Origin of the sequence: Ruegeria arenilitoris, assembly GCF_013032445.1 — a bacterium.
Lineage (GTDB): Bacteria > Pseudomonadota > Alphaproteobacteria > Rhodobacterales > Rhodobacteraceae > Ruegeria > Ruegeria arenilitoris_F.
The window spans coordinates 35511-54020 of sequence record NZ_WQCA01000009.1 but is presented as its reverse complement, the minus strand read 5'-3'; the positions used below and the strand labels follow the sequence as shown (position 1 = coordinate 54020).

At 60.1% G+C, this 18510-nt stretch carries 20 protein-coding genes; 6 read left to right on the top strand and 14 right to left on the bottom strand.

What is annotated here, in order from left to right; translation table 11 throughout:
- The gene (locus GOW98_RS14280; RefSeq protein WP_170333172.1) at positions 1-459 is read right to left on the bottom strand and encodes an Lrp/AsnC family transcriptional regulator; all 459 of its coding nucleotides are present in this window, start codon (positions 457-459) and stop codon (positions 1-3) included.
- A gap of 136 nt (positions 460-595) precedes the next feature.
- Between GOW98_RS14280 and ald the strand changes: the two genes are divergently transcribed.
- Entirely contained in the window at positions 596-1714 is a 1119-nt protein-coding gene (gene ald / locus GOW98_RS14275; RefSeq protein ID WP_170333170.1) for an alanine dehydrogenase, read from the top strand.
- 189 nt (positions 1715-1903) lie between these two features.
- Here the strand turns inward: ald and GOW98_RS14270 are convergent, their stop codons facing one another.
- A complete protein-coding gene (locus GOW98_RS14270) occupies positions 1904-2710 on the bottom strand; it encodes a mechanosensitive ion channel family protein (RefSeq protein WP_170333168.1) in 807 nt (268 codons plus the stop codon).
- Positions 2711-2925: 215 nt separating this feature from the next.
- On the opposite strand from GOW98_RS14270, the gene GOW98_RS14265 reads away from it, so the two are divergent.
- Positions 2926-3624, top strand: a complete 699-nt coding sequence (locus GOW98_RS14265; protein ID WP_170333166.1) for a glutathione S-transferase family protein — start codon at positions 2926-2928, stop codon at positions 3622-3624.
- A 63-nt stretch (positions 3625-3687) separates the two neighbouring features.
- Here the strand turns inward: GOW98_RS14265 and GOW98_RS14260 are convergent, their stop codons facing one another.
- From GOW98_RS14260 to GOW98_RS14220, 9 genes are all read right to left on the bottom strand, one after another.
- A complete protein-coding gene (locus GOW98_RS14260) occupies positions 3688-4137 on the bottom strand; it encodes a YtoQ family protein (protein ID WP_170333164.1) in 450 nt (149 codons plus the stop codon).
- A gap of 104 nt (positions 4138-4241) precedes the next feature.
- A complete protein-coding gene (gene pheT / locus GOW98_RS14255) occupies positions 4242-6638 on the bottom strand; it encodes a phenylalanine--tRNA ligase subunit beta (RefSeq protein WP_170333162.1) in 2397 nt (798 codons plus the stop codon).
- A gap of 78 nt (positions 6639-6716) precedes the next feature.
- A complete protein-coding gene (locus GOW98_RS14250) occupies positions 6717-7511 on the bottom strand; it encodes an alpha/beta hydrolase family esterase (RefSeq protein WP_170333160.1) in 795 nt (264 codons plus the stop codon).
- 240 nt (positions 7512-7751) lie between these two features.
- A complete protein-coding gene (locus tag GOW98_RS14245; protein WP_170333158.1) occupies positions 7752-8330 on the bottom strand; it encodes a hypothetical protein in 579 nt (192 codons plus the stop codon).
- Positions 8327-9400: a phenylalanine--tRNA ligase subunit alpha gene (gene pheS / locus GOW98_RS14240; protein WP_170327268.1), complete on the bottom strand. Its 1074-nt coding sequence runs from the start codon at positions 9398-9400 to the stop codon at positions 8327-8329. Before pheS ends, GOW98_RS14245 begins: the two co-directional genes overlap by 4 nt.
- Positions 9401-9470: 70 nt before the next feature.
- Entirely contained in the window at positions 9471-10841 is a 1371-nt protein-coding gene (locus GOW98_RS14235) for a glutamate--cysteine ligase (protein WP_170333156.1), read from the bottom strand.
- Between the two features lie 65 nt (positions 10842-10906).
- On the bottom strand, positions 10907-11434 hold the full coding sequence (locus GOW98_RS14230; protein WP_170333154.1) for a hypothetical protein: 528 nt from the start codon (positions 11432-11434) through the stop codon (positions 10907-10909).
- Positions 11431-12279, bottom strand: a complete 849-nt coding sequence (locus GOW98_RS14225; protein ID WP_367646850.1) for a GNAT family N-acetyltransferase — start codon at positions 12277-12279, stop codon at positions 11431-11433. Before GOW98_RS14225 ends, GOW98_RS14230 begins: the two co-directional genes overlap by 4 nt.
- Positions 12276-13001, bottom strand: a complete 726-nt coding sequence (locus GOW98_RS14220) for a 16S rRNA (uracil(1498)-N(3))-methyltransferase (protein ID WP_170333152.1) — start codon at positions 12999-13001, stop codon at positions 12276-12278. Before GOW98_RS14220 ends, GOW98_RS14225 begins: the two co-directional genes overlap by 4 nt.
- Positions 13002-13013: 12 nt before the next feature.
- On the opposite strand from GOW98_RS14220, the gene ubiA reads away from it, so the two are divergent.
- The 4 genes from ubiA to GOW98_RS14200 all read left to right on the top strand — a co-directional run bounded on the left by ubiA (position 13014) and on the right by GOW98_RS14200 (position 16982).
- Positions 13014-13976 carry a 4-hydroxybenzoate octaprenyltransferase gene (gene ubiA / locus GOW98_RS14215; protein WP_170333150.1) on the top strand — a complete coding sequence of 321 codons (963 nt, stop codon included), beginning with the start codon at positions 13014-13016 and terminating at the stop codon, positions 13974-13976.
- A gap of 64 nt (positions 13977-14040) precedes the next feature.
- On the top strand, positions 14041-15957 hold the full coding sequence (locus GOW98_RS14210) for an OmpA family protein (protein ID WP_170333148.1): 1917 nt from the start codon (positions 14041-14043) through the stop codon (positions 15955-15957).
- A gap of 1 nt (position 15958) precedes the next feature.
- Positions 15959-16279: a hypothetical protein gene (locus tag GOW98_RS14205; RefSeq protein ID WP_170333146.1), complete on the top strand. Its 321-nt coding sequence runs from the start codon at positions 15959-15961 to the stop codon at positions 16277-16279.
- Between the two features lie 172 nt (positions 16280-16451).
- The gene (locus tag GOW98_RS14200; RefSeq protein ID WP_170333143.1) at positions 16452-16982 is read left to right on the top strand and encodes a hypothetical protein; all 531 of its coding nucleotides are present in this window, start codon (positions 16452-16454) and stop codon (positions 16980-16982) included.
- Between the two features lie 49 nt (positions 16983-17031).
- Here the strand turns inward: GOW98_RS14200 and GOW98_RS14195 are convergent, their stop codons facing one another.
- The 3 genes from GOW98_RS14195 to pgsA are packed head-to-tail and all read right to left on the bottom strand — an operon-like array spanning position 17032 to position 18394.
- Positions 17032-17475: a molybdenum cofactor biosynthesis protein MoaE gene (locus tag GOW98_RS14195; RefSeq protein ID WP_170333141.1), complete on the bottom strand. Its 444-nt coding sequence runs from the start codon at positions 17473-17475 to the stop codon at positions 17032-17034.
- A gap of 1 nt (position 17476) precedes the next feature.
- The gene (gene moaD, locus GOW98_RS14190) at positions 17477-17722 is read right to left on the bottom strand and encodes a molybdopterin converting factor subunit 1 (RefSeq protein ID WP_010443581.1); all 246 of its coding nucleotides are present in this window, start codon (positions 17720-17722) and stop codon (positions 17477-17479) included.
- Positions 17723-17725: 3 nt separating this feature from the next.
- Positions 17726-18394, bottom strand: a complete 669-nt coding sequence (pgsA, locus tag GOW98_RS14185; RefSeq protein WP_170333139.1) for a CDP-diacylglycerol--glycerol-3-phosphate 3-phosphatidyltransferase — start codon at positions 18392-18394, stop codon at positions 17726-17728.
- Between the last annotated feature and the right edge of the window lie 116 nt (positions 18395-18510).

The window sequence follows — 18510 nt, the reverse complement described above, 5'->3', positions numbered from 1 at the left end:
TTACACCGGGAGGGCGGTAGTCTTGAACACCGTGCGCAACGCGAATGAACTTTGCATCTGCGCCACCCCGGGCAAGCGCGACAGGTATTGGCGATGGATGCGGGCAAAATCTTCGGTGTTTTCGGCAACGACCTTCAGGATGTAATCCGCTGTGCCCGCCATCAAGTGGCATTCCAACACGTCCGGTATGCGAGCCACGGCCTTTTCGAACGCGTCCAACAGCTCTTCGGCCTGTCCCTGCAAAGTGATTTCGACAAACACCGTCGTCGGCACATTCATCTTGCGCGCATCCAGCAGCGCTACGTAATTGCGGATATACCCGTCCGCCTCGAGCCGCTGCACCCGCCGGTGGCAGGCTGACGGAGACAGATTTACTTGCTCGGATAGTTCGGCATTCGACATACGACCGTCCCGCTGCAGGGCCGCTAGAATCTTTTTATCGGTCGCATCCAGGCTCATCGACGCAAATCCATTGCAAGTTTTTGCTAGAATACCGGAGAATATCCCGAATAACACCCCAATCGCGGGCAGAGTTTCACAGAAATTGCGCCCAAGAATGCCCATTATTTAGGCAGTTTATGAATGGAGGAGCAAAATGAAGATCGGTTGCCCCAAGGAAATCAAACCTCAGGAATTCCGCGTTGGTATGACCCCTAACGCCGCGCAAGAGGCCGTTGCACGTGGTCATGAGGTCCTGATCGAAACCAATGCCGGGATCGGCGCGGGTTTTGACAATGACGCTTATATCGCCGCTGGCGCGCAGATCATTGATACAGCGGAAGAGGTGTTTGCCACCGCCGACATGATCGTCAAGGTCAAGGAACCGCAAGCGGTTGAGCGCAAGATGCTGCGCGAGGGCCAGTTGCTGTTCACCTACCTGCATCTGGCACCAGACCCGGATCAGACCCATGACCTGCTGGAATCGGGCTGCACAGCCATCGCATACGAAACCGTAACCGATTCAAGCGGCGGGCTACCCCTGCTGGCACCGATGTCCGAGGTTGCAGGCCGTCTGGCCCCGCAAGTCGGATCGTGGACCCTGCAAAAGGCCAATGGTGGCCGTGGCGTTCTGATGGGCGGTGTTCCGGGTGTTGGCCCGGCCAAGGTTGTCGTGATCGGTGGCGGCGTTGTTGGCACCCACGCGGCTCAGGTTGCGGCAGGCATGGGCGCGGATGTCACCGTGCTCGACCGGTCCTTGCCGCGTCTGCGTTATCTGGATGACGTGTTCGGCCGCCAGTTCAAGAACCAGTATTCGACCGCCGGTGCGACCGCCGAGTTGATCCAGGATGCCGACATGGTCATCGGTGCCGTTTTGATTCCCGGTGCCGCAGCCCCGAAACTGGTTACCCGCGCGCAGCTATCGACCATGAAACCTGGCGCGGTTCTGGTGGATGTGGCCATCGACCAGGGCGGCTGTTTTGAAACCTCGAAGGCGACCACCCACGCAGACCCGATCTATGACGTAGACGGTATCATGCACTACTGCGTCGCCAACATGCCGGGCGCCGTTGCGCGCACCTCGACCATAGCACTGGGGAACGCGACAATGCCGTTCATGCTGTCCCTTGCAGACAAGGGTTGGCGGCAGGCCTGTCAGGACGATCCGCACCTTCTGGCAGGTCTGAACGTGCACGCAGGTCAACTGACCTACTATGCTGTCGGCAAAGCCCTTGGGATCGATGTGGTCTCGCCCAATGTCGTGATCAAATCCTGAAGCGCTCCCGCCCTTGTAAACGCCCTCTGACGAGGGCGCTTACAGCGTTGGGCTAGGCACCGCACCTGCGGTGCGGCGCGGTCGCGTGAGGCGCAACGGTCCCGCAAACGAAACGGCGCCGCGCGATCAGCGCGGCGCCGGGCCCAACCGAAGGAGGGCATTTCAATGCCCGGTCGACGGGCGGGAGGCTTACGCCTCTTTGTGAATCTCCACCGTATGCGGATACGGAATCGACACGCCTTTGGCGTCGAACGCCTCTTTCACTGCTTTCGTAACTTCGAATTTCACGTCCCAGTAATCCGCCGCAGCACACCACAAACGTGCGGTCAGATCGACTGAACTGTCGCCCAGATTGGTCACCCGCACCCAAGGCTCGGGATCGCTGTGAATACGCTCATCCGCCTTGGCAACGTCCAGAATGATCTGCATCGCCTCATCCGCGCTGTCGCCATAGTCGATGCCAAACACCAGATCGACGCGTCGCGTGTCATGCGCCGAGTAGTTGGTGATGATCGTACCCCAGGATTGCCCGTTGGGCACGATGATCTGTACGTTATCCGGCGTGACCAGTTCGGTGGTGAACAGGTTCAAGTCCTTGACGGTCCCCGAAGTCCCGCCAATATCCACATACTGGCCCAGCTTGTACGGGCGGAAAACAACCAGCATCACACCGGCCGCCAAATCGCTGAGTGTCCCCTGCAGCGCCAGACCAATGGCCAGCGATGCAGCACCCAAAATTGCAACAATACTTGTAGCCTGGATTCCGAAAATACCCAGAACAGCCACAAGTACCATGGCCAAAATCGCCCATTTGACGAGGCTGGCCATGAAATTGCCCAGCGTCGGGTCGATCTGAGGTGTCGCGTTGATCCGGCGACGCACCATGCCACCTATGGCTCCGGCCACGATCCAACCCAGAATCAGAACAACCAGCGCTTTGACCGCGCTTATGATCAGCGGGGCAAACGCACCCACCTGTGTTACGACCTCTTCCACGCGACTCTCCTTTCTACAGCAAGAAACCCGCGTCGTTGCGCGGGATTTGCTAAATTCTTAGCGAAATTTACGTTTTGGTCTAGGTGCCAGTTTTCCCGGTTTTCCCCGTTGTTCACCGATAAACACCCGTTGACCAGAGATGCACAGTGGCAGGACTTAAAAGTTAACCCCCGCCCACTTACCTTTCAAAGAACATGGAAACAGGAGCCTCCCCAATGCTGGACGTCAACGCTCATCCAATCATGACCCGCTGGCCCGCTCAGTTCCCTGACCGGATTCAGCTATATTCCTTTCCCACGCCCAATGGGGTCAAGGCCTCGATCATGCTTGAGGAAACCGGCCTGCCGTATGAGGCACACAAGGTCACGTTATCGGATGCCGATGTCAAAAGCGCCGAGTTCCTGTCTCTGAACCCCAACAACAAGATCCCGGCTATTATTGACCCTGATGGTCCGGATGGCGAGCCCCTCGGCCTGTTCGAAAGTGGGGCGATCCTGCTGTATCTGGCCGAGAAGACCGGCAAGTTCATTGGCCAAAGTTCAAGCGACAAGCATCGCATCACCCAATGGCTGATGTTCCAGATGGGCGGCGTCGGTCCGATGTTCGGGCAGCTTGGTTTTTTCCACAAGTTCGCCGGCAGCGAGATCGAAGACCCCCGCCCGCGCGAGCGCTATGTCAACGAAGCCAAGCGGTTGCTGAACGTGCTGAACCAGCAACTTGAAGGGCAGGACTGGATCGCCGGAGACTACTCGATTGCAGACATCGCTATCGCGCCCTGGCTTCGCGGGCTGGATTTCTATAACGCCAAAGAACTGGTCGGCTGGGAAGAATACCCCAACGTTGCGGCCTATCTAGAGCGCTTTATGCAGCGACCAGCCGTGCAAAAAGGCTTGGTGACGCCCGCTCGGGACTGATCAGCCACGATCCGCTTTATCAGGGCTTGCAGCCGCATCGGGCCGCAAGCCCTTTGCGTTGTCTTACCTCGGCAGCTTTCCGGTCAGCACATAGCGTAGCACCTCAACCACCTGGCTCGGCTGCTCGGCAACCGCCAGCGCTGCGGCGTCGACTTCCTTCAGTGCGTGCTGGTGATCGGGGCCGTGCAAAACGATCAGCGATTTGCCCAGCGCAGCCGCATAGCCTGCGTCGAAGGCCGCGTTCCACTGTTTGTACTTCTCACCAAAGCGGACCACGACCACATCGGCATCCGCGATGCCTTTGCGGGTGCGGATCGCATTGACCATCGCGCCCTTGTGGTCGTGCCAGTATTTGTTCGGCTCGGCCCCCAGAATGGCCACTCCGCAATCATCGCTGGCCGCGTGGTCGGTGACCGGGCTGTTGAAGATGATATCCAACCCTTGCGCGCCGTCGATGATCTGTTCGCGCCAGTCAGTGTGAATTTCACCAGAGAGGTAAACGTTCAGGCCCATGAAAAACTCCGCTTTTGTTCCCACGCTTACTTATGATGCAATCCGTGAAAGCCCAACGAAAAACGCGCCCGTAGGCGCGTTAATCTGTTTCCGGACATCAGGATTTAGCCGCGCAGAACGCCGCCGGTTGCCTTGGTGACCTTGGCGATGATCTTCTCGGCCACCGCTTCGATGTCTTTTTCCTTCAGCGTCGTGTCCGTCGGTTGCAGACGTACGGTGATGGCCAGCGATTTCTTGCCCTCACCCAAGCTGCCACCGATGAATTCGTCAAATACGCGCACATCTTCGATCAGCGCTTTGTCGGCTCCCGCTGCGGCATTCACCAGCGTCAGCGCCTCGACGCCTTCATCAACGACAAAGGCAAAGTCACGCTCGACCGCTTGCAGATCGCGCAGTTCCAGTGCTGCACGGGTGGCGCCGGATTTACGGGGCAGAGGCACCTCGTCCGGCCAGATGGTGAACGCCATTGCTGGGCCTTTGATATCCATCGCCTGCAGGATACGCGGGTGCAGTTCGCCGAACACGCCAAGCATCTTTTTCGGCCCCAGACAAATCTTGCCGTGACGGCCCGGGTGCCACCAAGCATCCCCGTCGCGCAGGACCTGAACCTTGGCGGGCGCGCCGATGGCGGCCAGCACAGCCTCGGCATCGGCCTTGGCGTCGAACACATCAACCGGGCGCGAGGCACCGTGCACATCCTTGGGACCGTTGCGACCAACCAGCAGGCCGGTGATCTGAGTTTTCTGATCGCCTGGCTCGCCGTCATGGAAGACCGGGCCGACCTCAAACAGGGCCACGTCGGCATAGCCGCGGGCCTGATTGCGGGCGGCAGCCTGCAGCAGACCGGGCAGCAGATCGGGGCGCATATGGCTCATCTCGGACGAGATCGGGTTTTCCAGCTGTGTCGTCGCATCCCCGCCACCAAACAGCGCCGCCGAGGCCTGATCGATGAACGTATAGGACACACATTCGTTGTACCCCAGCGCTGCGCAAGTGCGGCGCGCCATGGATTGACGGCGCTGCGTCGGGGTCATCACCGGTTTCGGGATACCCTCGGAAATGCGCGGCAGCGGCTTGCCCTGCAGCTTGGTCAGGGATGCAATCCGCGCAACCTCTTCCACCAGATCGGCCTCACCCATCACATCAGGGCGCCAGCTGGGCACGTGAGCCATCTCACCTTCCAGACGGAAGCCCAGACGGGTCAAGGTCTGACGCTGTTCGCTTTCGGGAATATCCATCCCGACCAACGACTGCACACGCTCAGCATCCAGCTTATAGGCGCGCGCGTGGTTGGGCGCTTTGCCCGCCTCAACCACCTTGGAGACTTCGCCACCGCAGATATCCAGGATCATCTGCGTCGCCTGCTCCAACCCTTCCAGCGTGTATTCCGGGTCGACACCGCGCTCGAACCGATAGCGCGCGTCCGAGTTGATCTTCAGCGCGCGGCCGGTCAGCGCGATCTGCACATGATCCCAAAACGCGCTTTCAAGGAAGACATTCACCGTTTCTTCGGTACAGCCGGTCTCCTCGCCGCCCATGATACCGGCGATGGATTCAGGCCCCTTGTCGTCCGAGATCACCATCATGCCGGGCTGAATTGTGTATTCTTTCTCGTCCAGAGCGACGAGCTTCTCACCACCCTTGGCGCGATGGACGCGCAAGTTGCCCTGCACCTTGTCCGCATCGAACACGTGTAGCGGGCGGTTGTGGTCGTAGGTCATGTAGTTGGTGATATCGACCAGGGCCGAGATCGGACGCAGACCGATCGCCTTCAGCTGGTCTTGCAGCCACTGCGGGCTGGGGCCATTCTTGACGCCTTTGATCAGACGACCGGTGAAGTGCGGGCAGCCGTCCAGCGTGTCCTCATCGATGGTCACCTTGATTGGGCTTTCGAAATCCCCCGGCACCGGCGCGTAGTCACGCTCTTTCAGCGTGCCAACGCCACGTGCCGCCAAATCGCGTGCGATGCCAGCCACGCCCAGCGCATCGGGGCGGTTCGGCGTGATCGCGATCTCGATCATCGGATCGACCTTGGACGGCTCATTCTCGGCCAACCAATCAACGAACTTGTCTCCAACCTCGCCCGAGGGCAGTTCGATGATGCCGTCATGCTCGTCCGACAGCTCCAACTCGCGCTCGGACGCCATCATACCAAAGCTTTCGACACCGCGGATCTTGCCGACGCTGATTGTCAGATCCAGACCGGGGATATACATGCCCGGCTTGCAGACCACGACGGTGATGCCTTCGCGCGCGTTGGGGGCACCGCAGATGATCTGCAGCTCGCCCTCATCCGTGTCCACCTTGCAGACGCGCAGCTTGTCGGCGTCGGGGTGTTTCTCGGCATGTTTCACATAGCCCAGCGTAAAGCCCGCCAGCCGGTCCGCCGGGTTCACGATCTCTTCGACCTCAAGCCCGAGATCGGTCAGCGCCTCGGCGATTTCATCAACCGAAGCGTCAGTGTCGAGGTGGTCTTTCAGCCAGGACAGAGTGAATTTCATTGCACGGGGCCTTTTTTGGCAGATATCCAGTCGGCACAGGCAATGGCAAAGATTGCGCCGGGGTGCAAGCGCTGCGCGTCACGGATAGGTGGGGGTGCGGCCCAAAAGCTCGTCCAATTGCCAGCCGATCCAACCATGGGGGATGAAATGCCCGCCCGGATGGGTGTCCAGCACCACCTGCCCCTGCGCGCAATCGGTCCATTCCACACGGCTGAGCGTCAGGAACGGCTTCACGCTCCAATCCCCGCGCGGGGTGGCTCCGTTGCAGCTGTACTTTTCCCGCCACAACGCCACCGGATAGGTCGTGTCGCCATCAGGGCCAAAGGGAAAATCCATCACCGTATCGTCCAGCCCATGCACATGACGCACTTCGCGCGGGGCTTCTGGGCAGGCTTCGGTCTGCCGGATGCTGCCCGCAACGGCCAGCAGCGCCGCCGTGTCATTGCCCGACTGACAGACATAACGCCACGCCATGGCACCGCCAAAGGAATAGCCCGAGACATAGATGTGCTCCGGATCAATCGGGTACCGTTTGGCGACATCCTCCAACACCCGGTCGGCAAAAGGCACATCCCCGGTATCCGCCGACCAGAAATTCCAGCTTTTACCCAACCCGTTCGGGGCCACCAACAACACGCCGCGCAGTTTCGTCGCCCCGGCGATGCGTTCATGGTTCACCACCAGCGTTCCCTGCCGGGACCAGCCGTGGAAATGCAGCAACACAGGCAAAGGCATTTCGCCATCCCACCCGTCCGGTTCCAGCACATGATACGAGCGGTCGTCGACCTGACAGGCGGTATCGCCGTGACAGGATTCGATTGCAGAGGCTTGGGTGGTGGTCAGAAGGAAGAGGCAGAGCAGTCGGTAAATCATCCCTCGAACCCTAGCGAGCCTGCGCCCGCTGTCACGTCACAACCCCGTGGGAGATTGTGACAAGCCGCGCTGTCGCCAGACCGCGAGATGGCGATCAATGGGTTGTTGTGGGCAGTTTATCTTGGCCAAGCCCGTGCATCGTTCAAAACGGAGCGTCTGCGGAGGCAAATCGCTAACCCGTGCGGGCTGTCTGGCGATCGCGCGGCGCCCTATCGGCCTTTGCTCTGCGATGTATCGTAATTAGGCACCACTTGAATACCACCCATAAACGAGCGCGGAGGCGTATAGCGATACGCTTAGAACAAACACATAGCTAGCAAATGAATGAAATTTCTCCATTTGAGCCAGTTTGCCTTCCAAAAAAGAGGTCCACTTCTCGTGAGTTTTTTGTGGAATGCACTTGCGTTTTGCAACGGGAACTTGACGCATGGACAGTGAGTAAGACGCTATCGTAATTAGCAACAAAACAAAGGCGGCTAACTGTAGATGATCGACCGAACCGGCTTGAGACTTTCCCGCAAAAATTCTCCCGAACCCAATTCCAGATGCAGAATCCAACTCTCCCAGAACCTTCAACAACCCGAGGCCGCCAAAGGCTGAAACAGCGAGGGTAAAACTCCTTTTTGAGCGCTCTTGAAGCCCATTAATCAGGCGCAACGTCCGTTGCACGCGGTTAATCGAGTAAGTCTGCCCAGAGTCTTTGCCGCAAAGTGGGCAGTGATCTGAATGCCCATCCGAATGGTCGCAAAATCCACCGTGTTCAAGACAATAATAGCGGCCACTACTAATGTCCAAGTAGTGCCAAACTTTTTCCGTCAACGCGACAAACCACCATGCAGGTTCGGCATATCCAGCGCTGCGAAGCCGTAATGGCGCAGCCAGCGGAGATCGGAATCAAAGAACGCCCGCAGGTCAGGGATGCCGTATTTCAGCATCGCCAGACGGTCGATGCCGATGCCAAAAGCAAAGCCCTGATAGACCTCGGGGTCGATGCCACCGGCGGCGATCACTTTGGGGTGAACCATGCCCGAGCCCAGAATCTCCATCCAGTCGTCGCCCTCGCCGATCTTCAGCTGACCGTTATCCCAGGAACAGCGGATATCGACTTCGGCCGACGGCTCGGTGAAGGGGAAGTGCGAGGCGCGGAAGCGCAGTTCGACATCGTCGACCTCGAAGAACGCCTTCACGAACTCTTCCAGAACCCATTTCAGGTTCGCCATCGAGATGTCTTTATCAATCGCCAGACCTTCGACCTGATGGAACATCGGGGTGTGGGTCTGGTCATAGTCGGCGCGATACACGCCGCCCGGACAAATGACGCGGATCGGCGCGCCCTGTTTCTCCATCGAGCGGATCTGCACCGGAGACGTGTGCGTGCGCAGAACATGCGGCGGGCGATTGTCGCCCTCGGCGCGGTGCATGTAGAACGTGTCCATCTCGGCCCGTGCAGGGTGGTGGCCGGGGATGTTCAGGGCATCGAAATTGTACCAGTCATCTTCGATCCGCGGCCCTTCGGCCACCGAGAAGCCCAGCTCGGCAAAGATCGCGGTCAGTTCTTCGGTCGCCTGGCTGATCGGGTGGATCGAGCCCTGACGGCGCGCGCGGGTCGGCAGAGTGACGTCCAGCCATTCGGTGCGCAGACGCTCATCCAGCGCGGCATCGGCCAGCGCGGATTTCTTGGCGGACAGGGCCGAGTTGATCTCATCCTTCAGGGCGTTCAGCGCGGGGCCTGCGACCTGACGCTCTTCGGGGGTCATTTTGCCCAGCTCGCGCATCTTCAGCGCGACCTCACCTTTTTTGCCCACGGCGGCGACGCGGATCGCCTCAAGCGCGTTTTCGTCGCCAGCCTCGGCGATTTGGCCCAGATATTTTGCCTTAAGATCGTCCATGACGCCCTCTGAATTTGGTCGCCAACCTGCTAGCGGGCCAGCCCCGCGAATGCAACCCGGACTGAGCGGATCAGTAGCTGTATTCCGGGAACACCCGCGTCAGGTCGCCATTCCAGTCGCCATTGTAGTGTTCCAGCAACTCATCAGCCGGAACCTTGCCGGTCTCAAGGCTGTCTTTCAGCGCGTTCAGGAAATGCGTTTCATCAGGGACCAGACCACCAGCACCGGGGAAGGCGCGGGATTTCAGACCAGCCTCAGAGATTGCAACAACCTCACGCGCCAGATCGTGCATGTTGATGTTACCAACCTGTGCTTGCAGGCCGTCTTTTGCAGCCTCAATACGCAGAGCTTCACGGGTTTCCGCATCCCAGCCTTTGACCAGATCCCAGGCCGCATCCAGAGCGCCCTGATCGTATGTCAGGCCAACCCAGAACGCGGGCAGCGCGCATAGGCGACGCCAAGGGCCGCCATCGGCGCCGCGCATTTCCATGAATTTCTTGATCCGCGCTTCGGGGAAGGCGGTGGTCAGGTGATCGGCCCAGTCGCTCAGCGTCGGCGTCTCACCCGGTAGTGCGGGCAGTTTGCCCTGCAGGAAGTCGCGGAAAGACATGCCCAGCGCGTTGATGTATTCGCCGTTGCGATAGACAAAATACATCGGCACATCGAGCGCGTATTGCACGTAGCGTTCGAAGCCAAAGCCTTCTTCGAACACAAAAGGCAGCATGCCTGTGCGCGCGTCGTCCAGATGACGCCAGATATAGCTGCGCCAGCTTTTCTGACCGTTCACCTTGCCTTCGAAGAACGGAGAGTTGGCAAACAGCGCCGTCGCAACCGGCTGCAGGGCCAACGCCACGCGCAGTTTCTGCACCATGTCGGCCTCGGAGCCGAAGTCGATATTGACCTGCACCGTACATGTCCGCCGCATCATGGCCCGGCCCATGGTGCCGACTTTCTCCATATAGTCGTTCATCAGCCGATAGCGGCCCTTGGGCATCAGCGGCATCTCGTCATGGGTCCAGATCGGAGCCGCGCCCAGACCGATGAAGCCCACGCCAATCTCGTCGGCGATGTCCTTCACTTCGCGCAGGTGGGTGTTCACCTCATCGCAGGTCTCGTGAATCGTCTCAAGCGGGGCACCCGACAGTTCCAGCGCGCCACCCGGTTCGAGGCTGACATTGGCGCCGTCCTTTTCCAGACCGATCAGCTTTCCGCCTTCGCGTACTTCGGCCCAACCGTGACGGTCGCGCAGGCCTTCAAGAACGGCCACAATGGATCGCGTTCCTTCAAACGGCAGCGGTTTCAGGGTGTCTTTGCAATAGCCGAACTTCTCATGCTCGGTTCCGATGCGCCAATCCTGCTTGGGCTTGCAGCCCGACTCCAGGTATTCGGCCAGTTGCTCATGGCGTTCGATCGGCCCGCCGCCGGACTGGGGGATGGACATGAATCGCGCTCCGATCCTTATGTGTCTGTCTAGTTGGTCAGTCGTGGGGGCAAACCGCGCCAGTGTCAATGCAGCCTAAGGTGGGCAGGGCGGGATGGCGTCCGTTCCCAGATCACCACCGGATGGGCCGCGCCGCCGTTCAATTCGGTTAGCATCTGTTCGGTTTTAAGCCCCGGAAGAGCCGAGAAGACATCGAACAGAGCTTCGGCCCCTTCGGCATTCACAGGAATGTGAAGCACTGGTTGGCCCGGCTGTTCCAACACCCAATGCGCAGGGGACGCGGTCGGGTCCAGCGCCAGACGCTCGATTTCCCGCGTGGCGACCATGCCACCGTCCAGCGGGCCGAGATAGGTGATCTGGCCTTCGTCGATGGTCACCACTCCGGGGCCCCCGACACCAGTGCGGAATCGGGCACGCTGAATTCCGATTACGGCCAGCGCCACGGACACGGCTACCAACACCCAGCCCAGCCAACCCAGCAATCCGCCGGGGCCGCTGATCCAGCTGAGGCCAACCAACAGCACAAGTATAGCCACCAACACTTCGCGCCAGCGCCAAAGGGTCAGTTTGGCTTCGGGTCGGATGAAACTCATGCCGGGTCCTCGGGGTTGGTGAACAGGATCAGCGAGAACTGCCCTGCGGGTTTGAATCCAATACCCATATAGGCACGCGCCGCGGAATCAGAAGCCGCGAACAGAACCGCACGAGATGCCCCGCCGTTGCGCGCCTGGATCAGATGCAGTGCGACCGCCAACCGGGCATAGCCTCGGCCGCGCAGGTTGGGCGGGGTATAGACCCCTCCGATCTGCACGACCTCGGGCAGGCGGGCGTTGAACCCGGTCATCGCAACGGGCTGGTCGTCGATCAGCAGAACCCTGTGCGAGTTGCGCTGGATATAGGCTGCTATGTCCTTTTTCGCCTGTATCTGCGCGCGTTCAGGGGCGAAATCCATAGCTTCGATCAGATAGTTTTCACGCCAGGCTTCGGGAATGGAGCAATCAACATCATCTAACGGCACCAACGTCGCCCCGGCGACGTCCGGCAGTTCAAGGTCATCCAATTGCAGGGTAAAGCCGGGCTCATCGCTGTTCAGGGTGGCGGGACGGTCGTCCCACCCGGCCAGCCGCATGATCCGGCGCGCCTGCGTGGCCTCGGATGCAACTCCGAACAGTTTGTGGCCCCGGATCAGGGCGACTGCCGCGGCAAGCTCGGCATCCGAGCAATCGGGGCATTGCGCCATTACCATGCCTTCGTTGGTGATGGCGAAAACAGCGCGCGGGCCATCGCCCAGCACCCAGATAGTCACCGAGCGCGGGTCATCGCCGCGCAGGCCAAAGTCGCGCAGATTGGCCAGAGGGAACATCGAAGTCTGGATATGTTGCGACAGGAACGCGTCGATCTTTGGCACGCCCGCATCCGTCGCCAGTCGCCACGTCACGACCAATCCCCCAGCGCCTGCTGCCACATGGTCAGCGATGCCACCGCCGCCGTATCCGCGCGCAGGATGCGCGGGCCCAGACTAACCACATGCGCATAGGGCAGCGCCGTCAGCCGCGCGCGCTCCCGGTCCGAGAATCCACCCTCGGGGCCGATCAGAATCGCCCACGGCAAACCCTTTTCATTCGCCGCCAGACGCAGGGCCGAGCCAACCTCGGCCTCGTTACAGAACATCAGCTGGCGGTCTTCGGGCCAGCTATCCAACACACGATCCAGACGTTGCAGATCGGTGACCTCGGGCACGAAAGTGCCGCCGCATTGTTCGGCCGCCTCAACGGCGTGGGCTTGAAGTCGGTCCTGCCGGATGCGTTCGGAATTGGTGAACTCGGTCTGCACCGGAAGTATCCGCGCCGCACCCATTTCCGCCGCTTTTTCAACGATGAAATCGGTGCGCGCCTTTTTGATCGGCGCAAACAGGAACCACAGATCGGGCGGCAATTGCAGCGGTTTGGTCCGTTCCACGCAGCTCAGAACGCCGCCGCGCTTACCAGCCTCGGCGACTTCGGCCAGCCATTCTCCGTCCTTGCCGTTGAACAGGGCCACCTGCCCGCCCACGGCCAGACGCATGACGCCGAACAGGTAGTGGGCCTGCTCGCGCGTCAAATCTACCGATTGCCCCTGACCCAGAGGGTGCTCTACATACAGTCTGATCTTTGCACTCATGAGACGTTACATATGCAAGGCAACGCCCCAACACCAGACGGTCAGGTCGCAGATGCGGTCAGTGGCAACTGGGTCGACACACATGCGCCCGCATTCGCCCGCCCTTACCTGCGCCTTTCCCGCGCGGACCGGCCCATTGGCACGTGGCTGCTTCTGATTCCCTGCTGGTGGGGCCTGGCACTGGCCATCCTGAGCGACGGCAATCCAAGATGGGAGGACCTGTGGATCGCCATCGGCTGCGCCATCGGGGCCTTCCTGATGCGCGGCGCGGGTTGCACGTGGAACGATATCACCGACCGTAAGTTCGACGGGCAGGTGGAACGCACCCGGTCGCGCCCGATCCCCTCGGGCCAAGTCAGCGTGAAACAGGCAGTGATCTGGATGGGTCTGCAATGCCTGCTGGCGCTGGGAATTCTGCTTAGCTTCAATCAGGCCGCCATCGCCATGGGCGTGCTGTCGCTGTTGCCGGTGGCGGTGTACCCCTATGCCAAGCGGTTCACGTGGTGGCCGCAGGTGTTTCTGGGGCTGGCCTTCAACTGGGGCATCCTGCTGGCTTGGGCGGCACATACCGGCACGGTCGGCGTGCCTGCAATCACCCTCTATCTGGCCGGGATCGCCTGGACGCTGTTCTATGACACGATCTATGCGCATCAGGACACCGAGGATGATGAGCTGATCGGCATCAAATCCACCGCCCGGTTATTTAGCACCGATACCGCGCGCTGGCTGAAGTACTTCCTTGTGGCCACGGTATTTCTGATGGGACTGGCGATCATAGACGGAGTTATGTCACAGGCATCGATCCTTGCACTGGTCGTTGCCCTAGGCGGACCATGGGCGATGGGCTGGCATATGGCGTGGCAATTGCGCGGGCTGGATATCGAGGACAATGCGAAACTGCTGCAACTGTTCCGCGCCAACCGGGACACTGGCCTTATTCCGCTGATCTTCCTCTGCGTCGCACTGCTGCTCTGATTGCACCTGACCGCGCGGCTCTGTAAGAGTTCGCCTTATCGCTTGAGGAGTCGATAACCCGCACATGCGTTTGCCCTATTTCTTTGCCGTTGGTCTTATCTTCCTTGTGTCGGCGGGCCTGTGCCTGCTGGCCGCCAGCTTTGCCGTGACCAAGGTTGAAGAAACGTCCGAATTTGCCGTGCGCCGGGCGCTGGACCTGAAAGGACATGACTGGGCCGAGGTACATTCGGACGGTTTACGCGTCGTGCTGACGGGAACGGCAACCGATGAGGCTACCCGTTTCAACGCGCTGACCGCAGCAGGGACTGAGGTCGACACTTCACGCGTGATCGACGAAATGCAGGTGGCCCCGACAACCGAACTGGCCGCGCCCCGGTTCTCGGCCGAGATTCTGCGCAATGACAGCGGCATCTCGGTGATCGGCCTGATCCCTGCCAACGAAGACCGCGAGGCGCTGATGGAGCGGCTGAGCGATCTGGCCAGCGGTGCCCCGGTGGCGGACCTCATGGAAACCGCCGACTATCCAAAGCCTAACGGGTGGGACGCCGCGATCACCTATGCCGTTGACGCTTTGACGCGCCTGCCGCGCGCCAAAATCTCGGCCAGTCCCGGGCTGGTCAAGATCACTGCAATTGCCGACAGCCAGCAGGAAAAAGAAAGGCTGGAGCAGGACCTGAACCGCGCCGCGCCGCCAAGCCTGCGGATCGGGCTATCGATCTCGGCCCCGCGCCCGGTGATCACGCCCTTTACCCTGCGCTTTCTGATCGACGCGAATGGCGGCCAGTTCGATGCCTGCTCGGCGCAGGACGAAAATGCGCGCGAGGCGATCATTGCTGCCGCGCAAGAGGCGGGCATGACCGGCCCCTATAGCTGCACAATCGGTTTGGGCGTGCCCTCGCCCCGCTGGTCCGAGGCTGCCGTTCTGAGCATCAATGCTCTGGCCGAGTTGGGCGGCGGTTCGGTGACCATGTCGGATGCGGATATCACTCTGGCCGCTGCAGAAGGCACTGCCGCCGGAGCATTCGACCGCGTGGTGGGTGAGCTTGAAAACGCCCTGCCCCCGGTCTTTGCCCTTCACGCCATTCTGCCGCCCCCCGAAACCGAGGGCGAAGAAGGTCCCCCTGAATTCACTGCCACGCGCAGCCCCGAAGGGCTGGTTCAGATGCGCGGACGTTTGGGTGACGAGACCCAGCGCGACATGGTCGACAGCTATGCCCGCGCCGCTTTTGGGTCCGAATTGGTCCACACCGCGACCCGCATCGCGCCCGATGGGTTGCCTATGGGCTGGCCGGTGCGCGTTCTGACCGGGCTTGAGGCGCTGGCGCAGTTGCATAACGGCGCGCTGACGGTCACTCCGGACGATCTGGTCCTGAACGGCATCAGCCATGACCCCGAGACGAAAGCGCAGATTGCCGGCCTGCTGTCCGAAAAACTGGGCGACGCGCAGGAATTCACCCTGTTGATCACCTATCAGGAACCGCCCGAACCTGCGGACAAACTGCCTGACCCAGAAGTGTGCGAAGAACGCATCGCCGAGGTTCAGGCCGGCACCAAGATCGCGTTCGAGCCCGGCTCGGCTACCGTCGCCGCCGACTCACGCGATACAGTGAACCAGATTGCAGACATCCTGCGCGAATGCGGACCGATCCGGCTGGAGATTCAGGGCCATACCGACAGTCAGGGCCGCGAAGAGATGAACCAGCAGCTCAGCCAGTCGCGCGCTCAGTCCATCCTGAACGAATTGCGTGGCCGCCGCGTGCCCACCGCCAGCTTTACCGCCGTGGGTTATGGGGAAACGCAACCGATTGCCGACAACGGCACCGAAGAAGGCCGCGAGGAAAACCGCCGGATCGAGTTCCGGCTGATCCGCCCCGAGCCGGTGGCAAACACCGAAACCGGGCTGGACGCGATCGAGGCGGAATCGATCGAGGCCGAACAGACGGACACACCCGCCTCAGACGCGGATGCAGGGGACCAGTAAAGTGAACAGAATCGAATTCATCATCGCCACCGCCATCATCCTGTTCGCGGCTTTCTGCATGGGCTGGTTCGCCAACTGGCTGGCCCACCGATTGTCCCGCGTGCGCCAAAGCGACGTGGCCGATCTGGACCGCATGAGCCAGGAATTGCACGAGGCCGAAGAAACCCGGGATCAGGCGATCACTTACCTGCAACAGCGCGAGGCCGAACTGACCAACCAGTTGACTCAGGCCGAAGCCGAACTCGCCGCCGCCATGGACGGCCTGCGCGCCGCTCGGCAAGAGGCCGAAGAACTTCGCGGCCGCGTCAACAACGCGGATTGATGCAACCAATTCGAATTGCGCGCTTACCGATATTGCAAAGGCTAGGTTAATCGGCAGGTTTTAGCCGGTCAGATTCTGCTGTCTTCATTTTAGCAATAAATTCAATAATATGAATTGGTGTGTTTTTGCCTGCACACTGAATTGTTCACGATCCAAGCAACTGGAGTGTACTATGATTCTCAATAATACAACTAAGACCGCCGCAATCCTTGGGATGTTCTTCACAACCGCTGCATATGCCTCAAGCGATGTTATCCCGTCAGAGAATGACACCTTTACAAAATGGGGCGAAGAGTCCGGCTGGACGATCTATGTAGACGAAACCCGTGGATCCTGCCTGATCGAACGCGTCGACGAAAATAGCAACGTCGTTCAGATGGGGCTGACCAAAGATCAGGAAATGGGATACCTCGGAGTTTTCACCCAAAACGACATCGGCTTAAAAGGCAAAAAGGAAGAGATTATATTGTCACTGGATGGCAACGTGTACTCGGCCGAAGCTCGCAAGAAGACAAAGCACCTCGCTGACGGATACACGGGGGGCTACATTCTGGCGAACAATCCACAATTCGTTGAAGACGTCATGAAGAAATACGAGATGACCGTTTTCCCGGAAAAAGAAACCGGCTTTACGGTAAGCCTCGACGGTACTCTAAAAGCTATTGAAGCTGCGCGTACCTGCAATTCTGAACAGAGCAGCTAAGCCGATCTGCCAACTCCGGCATCCGACAAGCGGGTGCCGGACCTTGTCTCTACCAACGGCTCAAGGCGTCTTCGTCTTCATCCTTGGCAGCCACCCATTCCTCACCGGATTTGGTGATTTCCTTTTTCCAGAACGGTGCGCGGGATTTCAGGTAGTCCATCAGGTATTCCGCCGCCTCAAACGCGTCCTTGCGATGGGGTGCGGCTGTGGCCACCATCATGATCCGGTCCCCCGGGGCCAACCGTCCGTGACGGTGGATCACCAGCACATCGCCCAGCGACCAGCGTGATTGCGCCTCTTGGGCAATCTTGGTCAGGGCGCGTTCGGTCATGCCGGGGTAATGCTCGATCTCCATCACGTCCAGATCGCCCGAGGCCAGATCGCGCACGACGCCGGTGAAGGTCACGATTGCTCCGTTGGCTGCGTTGCCCGACGCGAATGCGTTGGCCTCGGCTCCCAGATCAAACGCCTCTTCCTGAACAGCGATGCGCATCTTAGCCACCGGTCATCGGCGGGAAGAATGCAACCTCGCGCACGCCAGCCAGCGAAGCGTCAAAATCCGATAGCTCCTGATCCAGCGCGACTCGCAGCGCGGAAAGGTCGGCGAAGGCCGCAGCATAACGGTCCTCGCGTGCGCTGAGTTCAGCCACCAAGTCGGACACCGTTGCGGCCTGTGTTTCGACCTTCTCTTTCGGCAGGCCGATGCGTTCGCGCACCCAAGCGAAATACAGCACGTCCATCGGTTAGCTCTCCTTCAGATGGGGCATGGCTTTACGTAGGTAGTCATAGCCGGTGATCAATGTCAGCGTTGCGGCAATCCACAGCAGCCACAAACCGATGCGGCCGGACCAGAACATCCCCTCAAGATGCCAGCGGATGTGGTTCAGGTCCTCGACCCGTCCGGTCAGAACCTGATCCATCGTGGCGGCGTCCATCCCGAAGGTGGCCATGACAAAATAGTGTTCGAAGATCCCCTGTGAGAACAGAACCGCGATGGCAACCATCTGCGCGGTTGTCTTCCACTTGGCCAGCTTGGTCACCTTCAGCGTGCCCGCCGTGTCGCCCAGATATTCACGAAGGCCCGAGACAAACACCTCGCGGAACAGGATCACGGTGGCCGGCAGCACCAGCCACGGCGTCCAGTGTTCGGTCGAATAGCCCACAAGGATCATCAGCGCGATCACCACCATCGCCTTGTCGGCAATCGGGTCCATCATCGCGCCCATCTTGGTTTCCTGTTTCCACGCACGGGCCAGATAGCCATCGAACCAGTCGGTGATCGCTGCGGTCATGAACAGGATCAGCGCGAACCAGTCGGCATAGGGACGGGTAAAATACAGAAACATTACGGCCAGACCGGGGGCCGCAAGCAGGCGCAGCACGGTCAGAATATTGGGCAGGTTCCACTTCATGGACCGACACTACATCGCCGGTTCGGGACAGAAAAGACGGGCCGGCAAAAAACTGGCCCGATCACAGGCAGTTGCAGGGCCAAAAGGCAAAGGGTCGCAACCGGGAACTCTCGGTC

Excerpts from the sequence above, each read along its gene's own strand:
- GOW98_RS14235 (WP_170333156.1), bottom strand. The coding sequence starts at position 10,841 with ATGTCCATCCCCCAGTCCGGCGGCGGGCCGATCGAACGCCATGAGCAA.
- GOW98_RS14230 (WP_170333154.1), bottom strand. The coding sequence starts at position 11,434 with ATGAGTTTCATCCGACCCGAAGCCAAACTGACCCTTTGGCGCTGGCGC.
- ald (WP_170333170.1), top strand. The coding sequence starts at position 596 with ATGAAGATCGGTTGCCCCAAGGAAATCAAACCTCAGGAATTCCGCGTT.
- GOW98_RS14210 (WP_170333148.1), top strand. The coding sequence starts at position 14,041 with ATGCGTTTGCCCTATTTCTTTGCCGTTGGTCTTATCTTCCTTGTGTCG.
- GOW98_RS14220 (WP_170333152.1), bottom strand. The coding sequence starts at position 13,001 with ATGAGTGCAAAGATCAGACTGTATGTAGAGCACCCTCTGGGTCAGGGG.
- GOW98_RS14200 (WP_170333143.1), top strand. The coding sequence starts at position 16,452 with ATGATTCTCAATAATACAACTAAGACCGCCGCAATCCTTGGGATGTTC.
- GOW98_RS14265 (WP_170333166.1), top strand. The coding sequence starts at position 2,926 with ATGCTGGACGTCAACGCTCATCCAATCATGACCCGCTGGCCCGCTCAG.
- GOW98_RS14280 (WP_170333172.1), bottom strand. The coding sequence starts at position 459 with ATGAGCCTGGATGCGACCGATAAAAAGATTCTAGCGGCCCTGCAGCGG.
- pheS (WP_170327268.1), bottom strand. The coding sequence starts at position 9,400 with ATGGACGATCTTAAGGCAAAATATCTGGGCCAAATCGCCGAGGCTGGC.
- pgsA (WP_170333139.1), bottom strand. The coding sequence starts at position 18,394 with ATGAAGTGGAACCTGCCCAATATTCTGACCGTGCTGCGCCTGCTTGCG.
- GOW98_RS14250 (WP_170333160.1), bottom strand. The coding sequence starts at position 7,511 with ATGATTTACCGACTGCTCTGCCTCTTCCTTCTGACCACCACCCAAGCC.
- ubiA (WP_170333150.1), top strand. The coding sequence starts at position 13,014 with ATGCAAGGCAACGCCCCAACACCAGACGGTCAGGTCGCAGATGCGGTC.
- GOW98_RS14195 (WP_170333141.1), bottom strand. The coding sequence starts at position 17,475 with ATGCGCATCGCTGTTCAGGAAGAGGCGTTTGATCTGGGAGCCGAGGCC.
- pheT (WP_170333162.1), bottom strand. The coding sequence starts at position 6,638 with ATGAAATTCACTCTGTCCTGGCTGAAAGACCACCTCGACACTGACGCT.
- moaD (WP_010443581.1), bottom strand. The coding sequence starts at position 17,722 with ATGGACGTGCTGTATTTCGCTTGGGTGCGCGAACGCATCGGCCTGCCG.
- GOW98_RS14260 (WP_170333164.1), bottom strand. The coding sequence starts at position 4,137 with ATGGGCCTGAACGTTTACCTCTCTGGTGAAATTCACACTGACTGGCGC.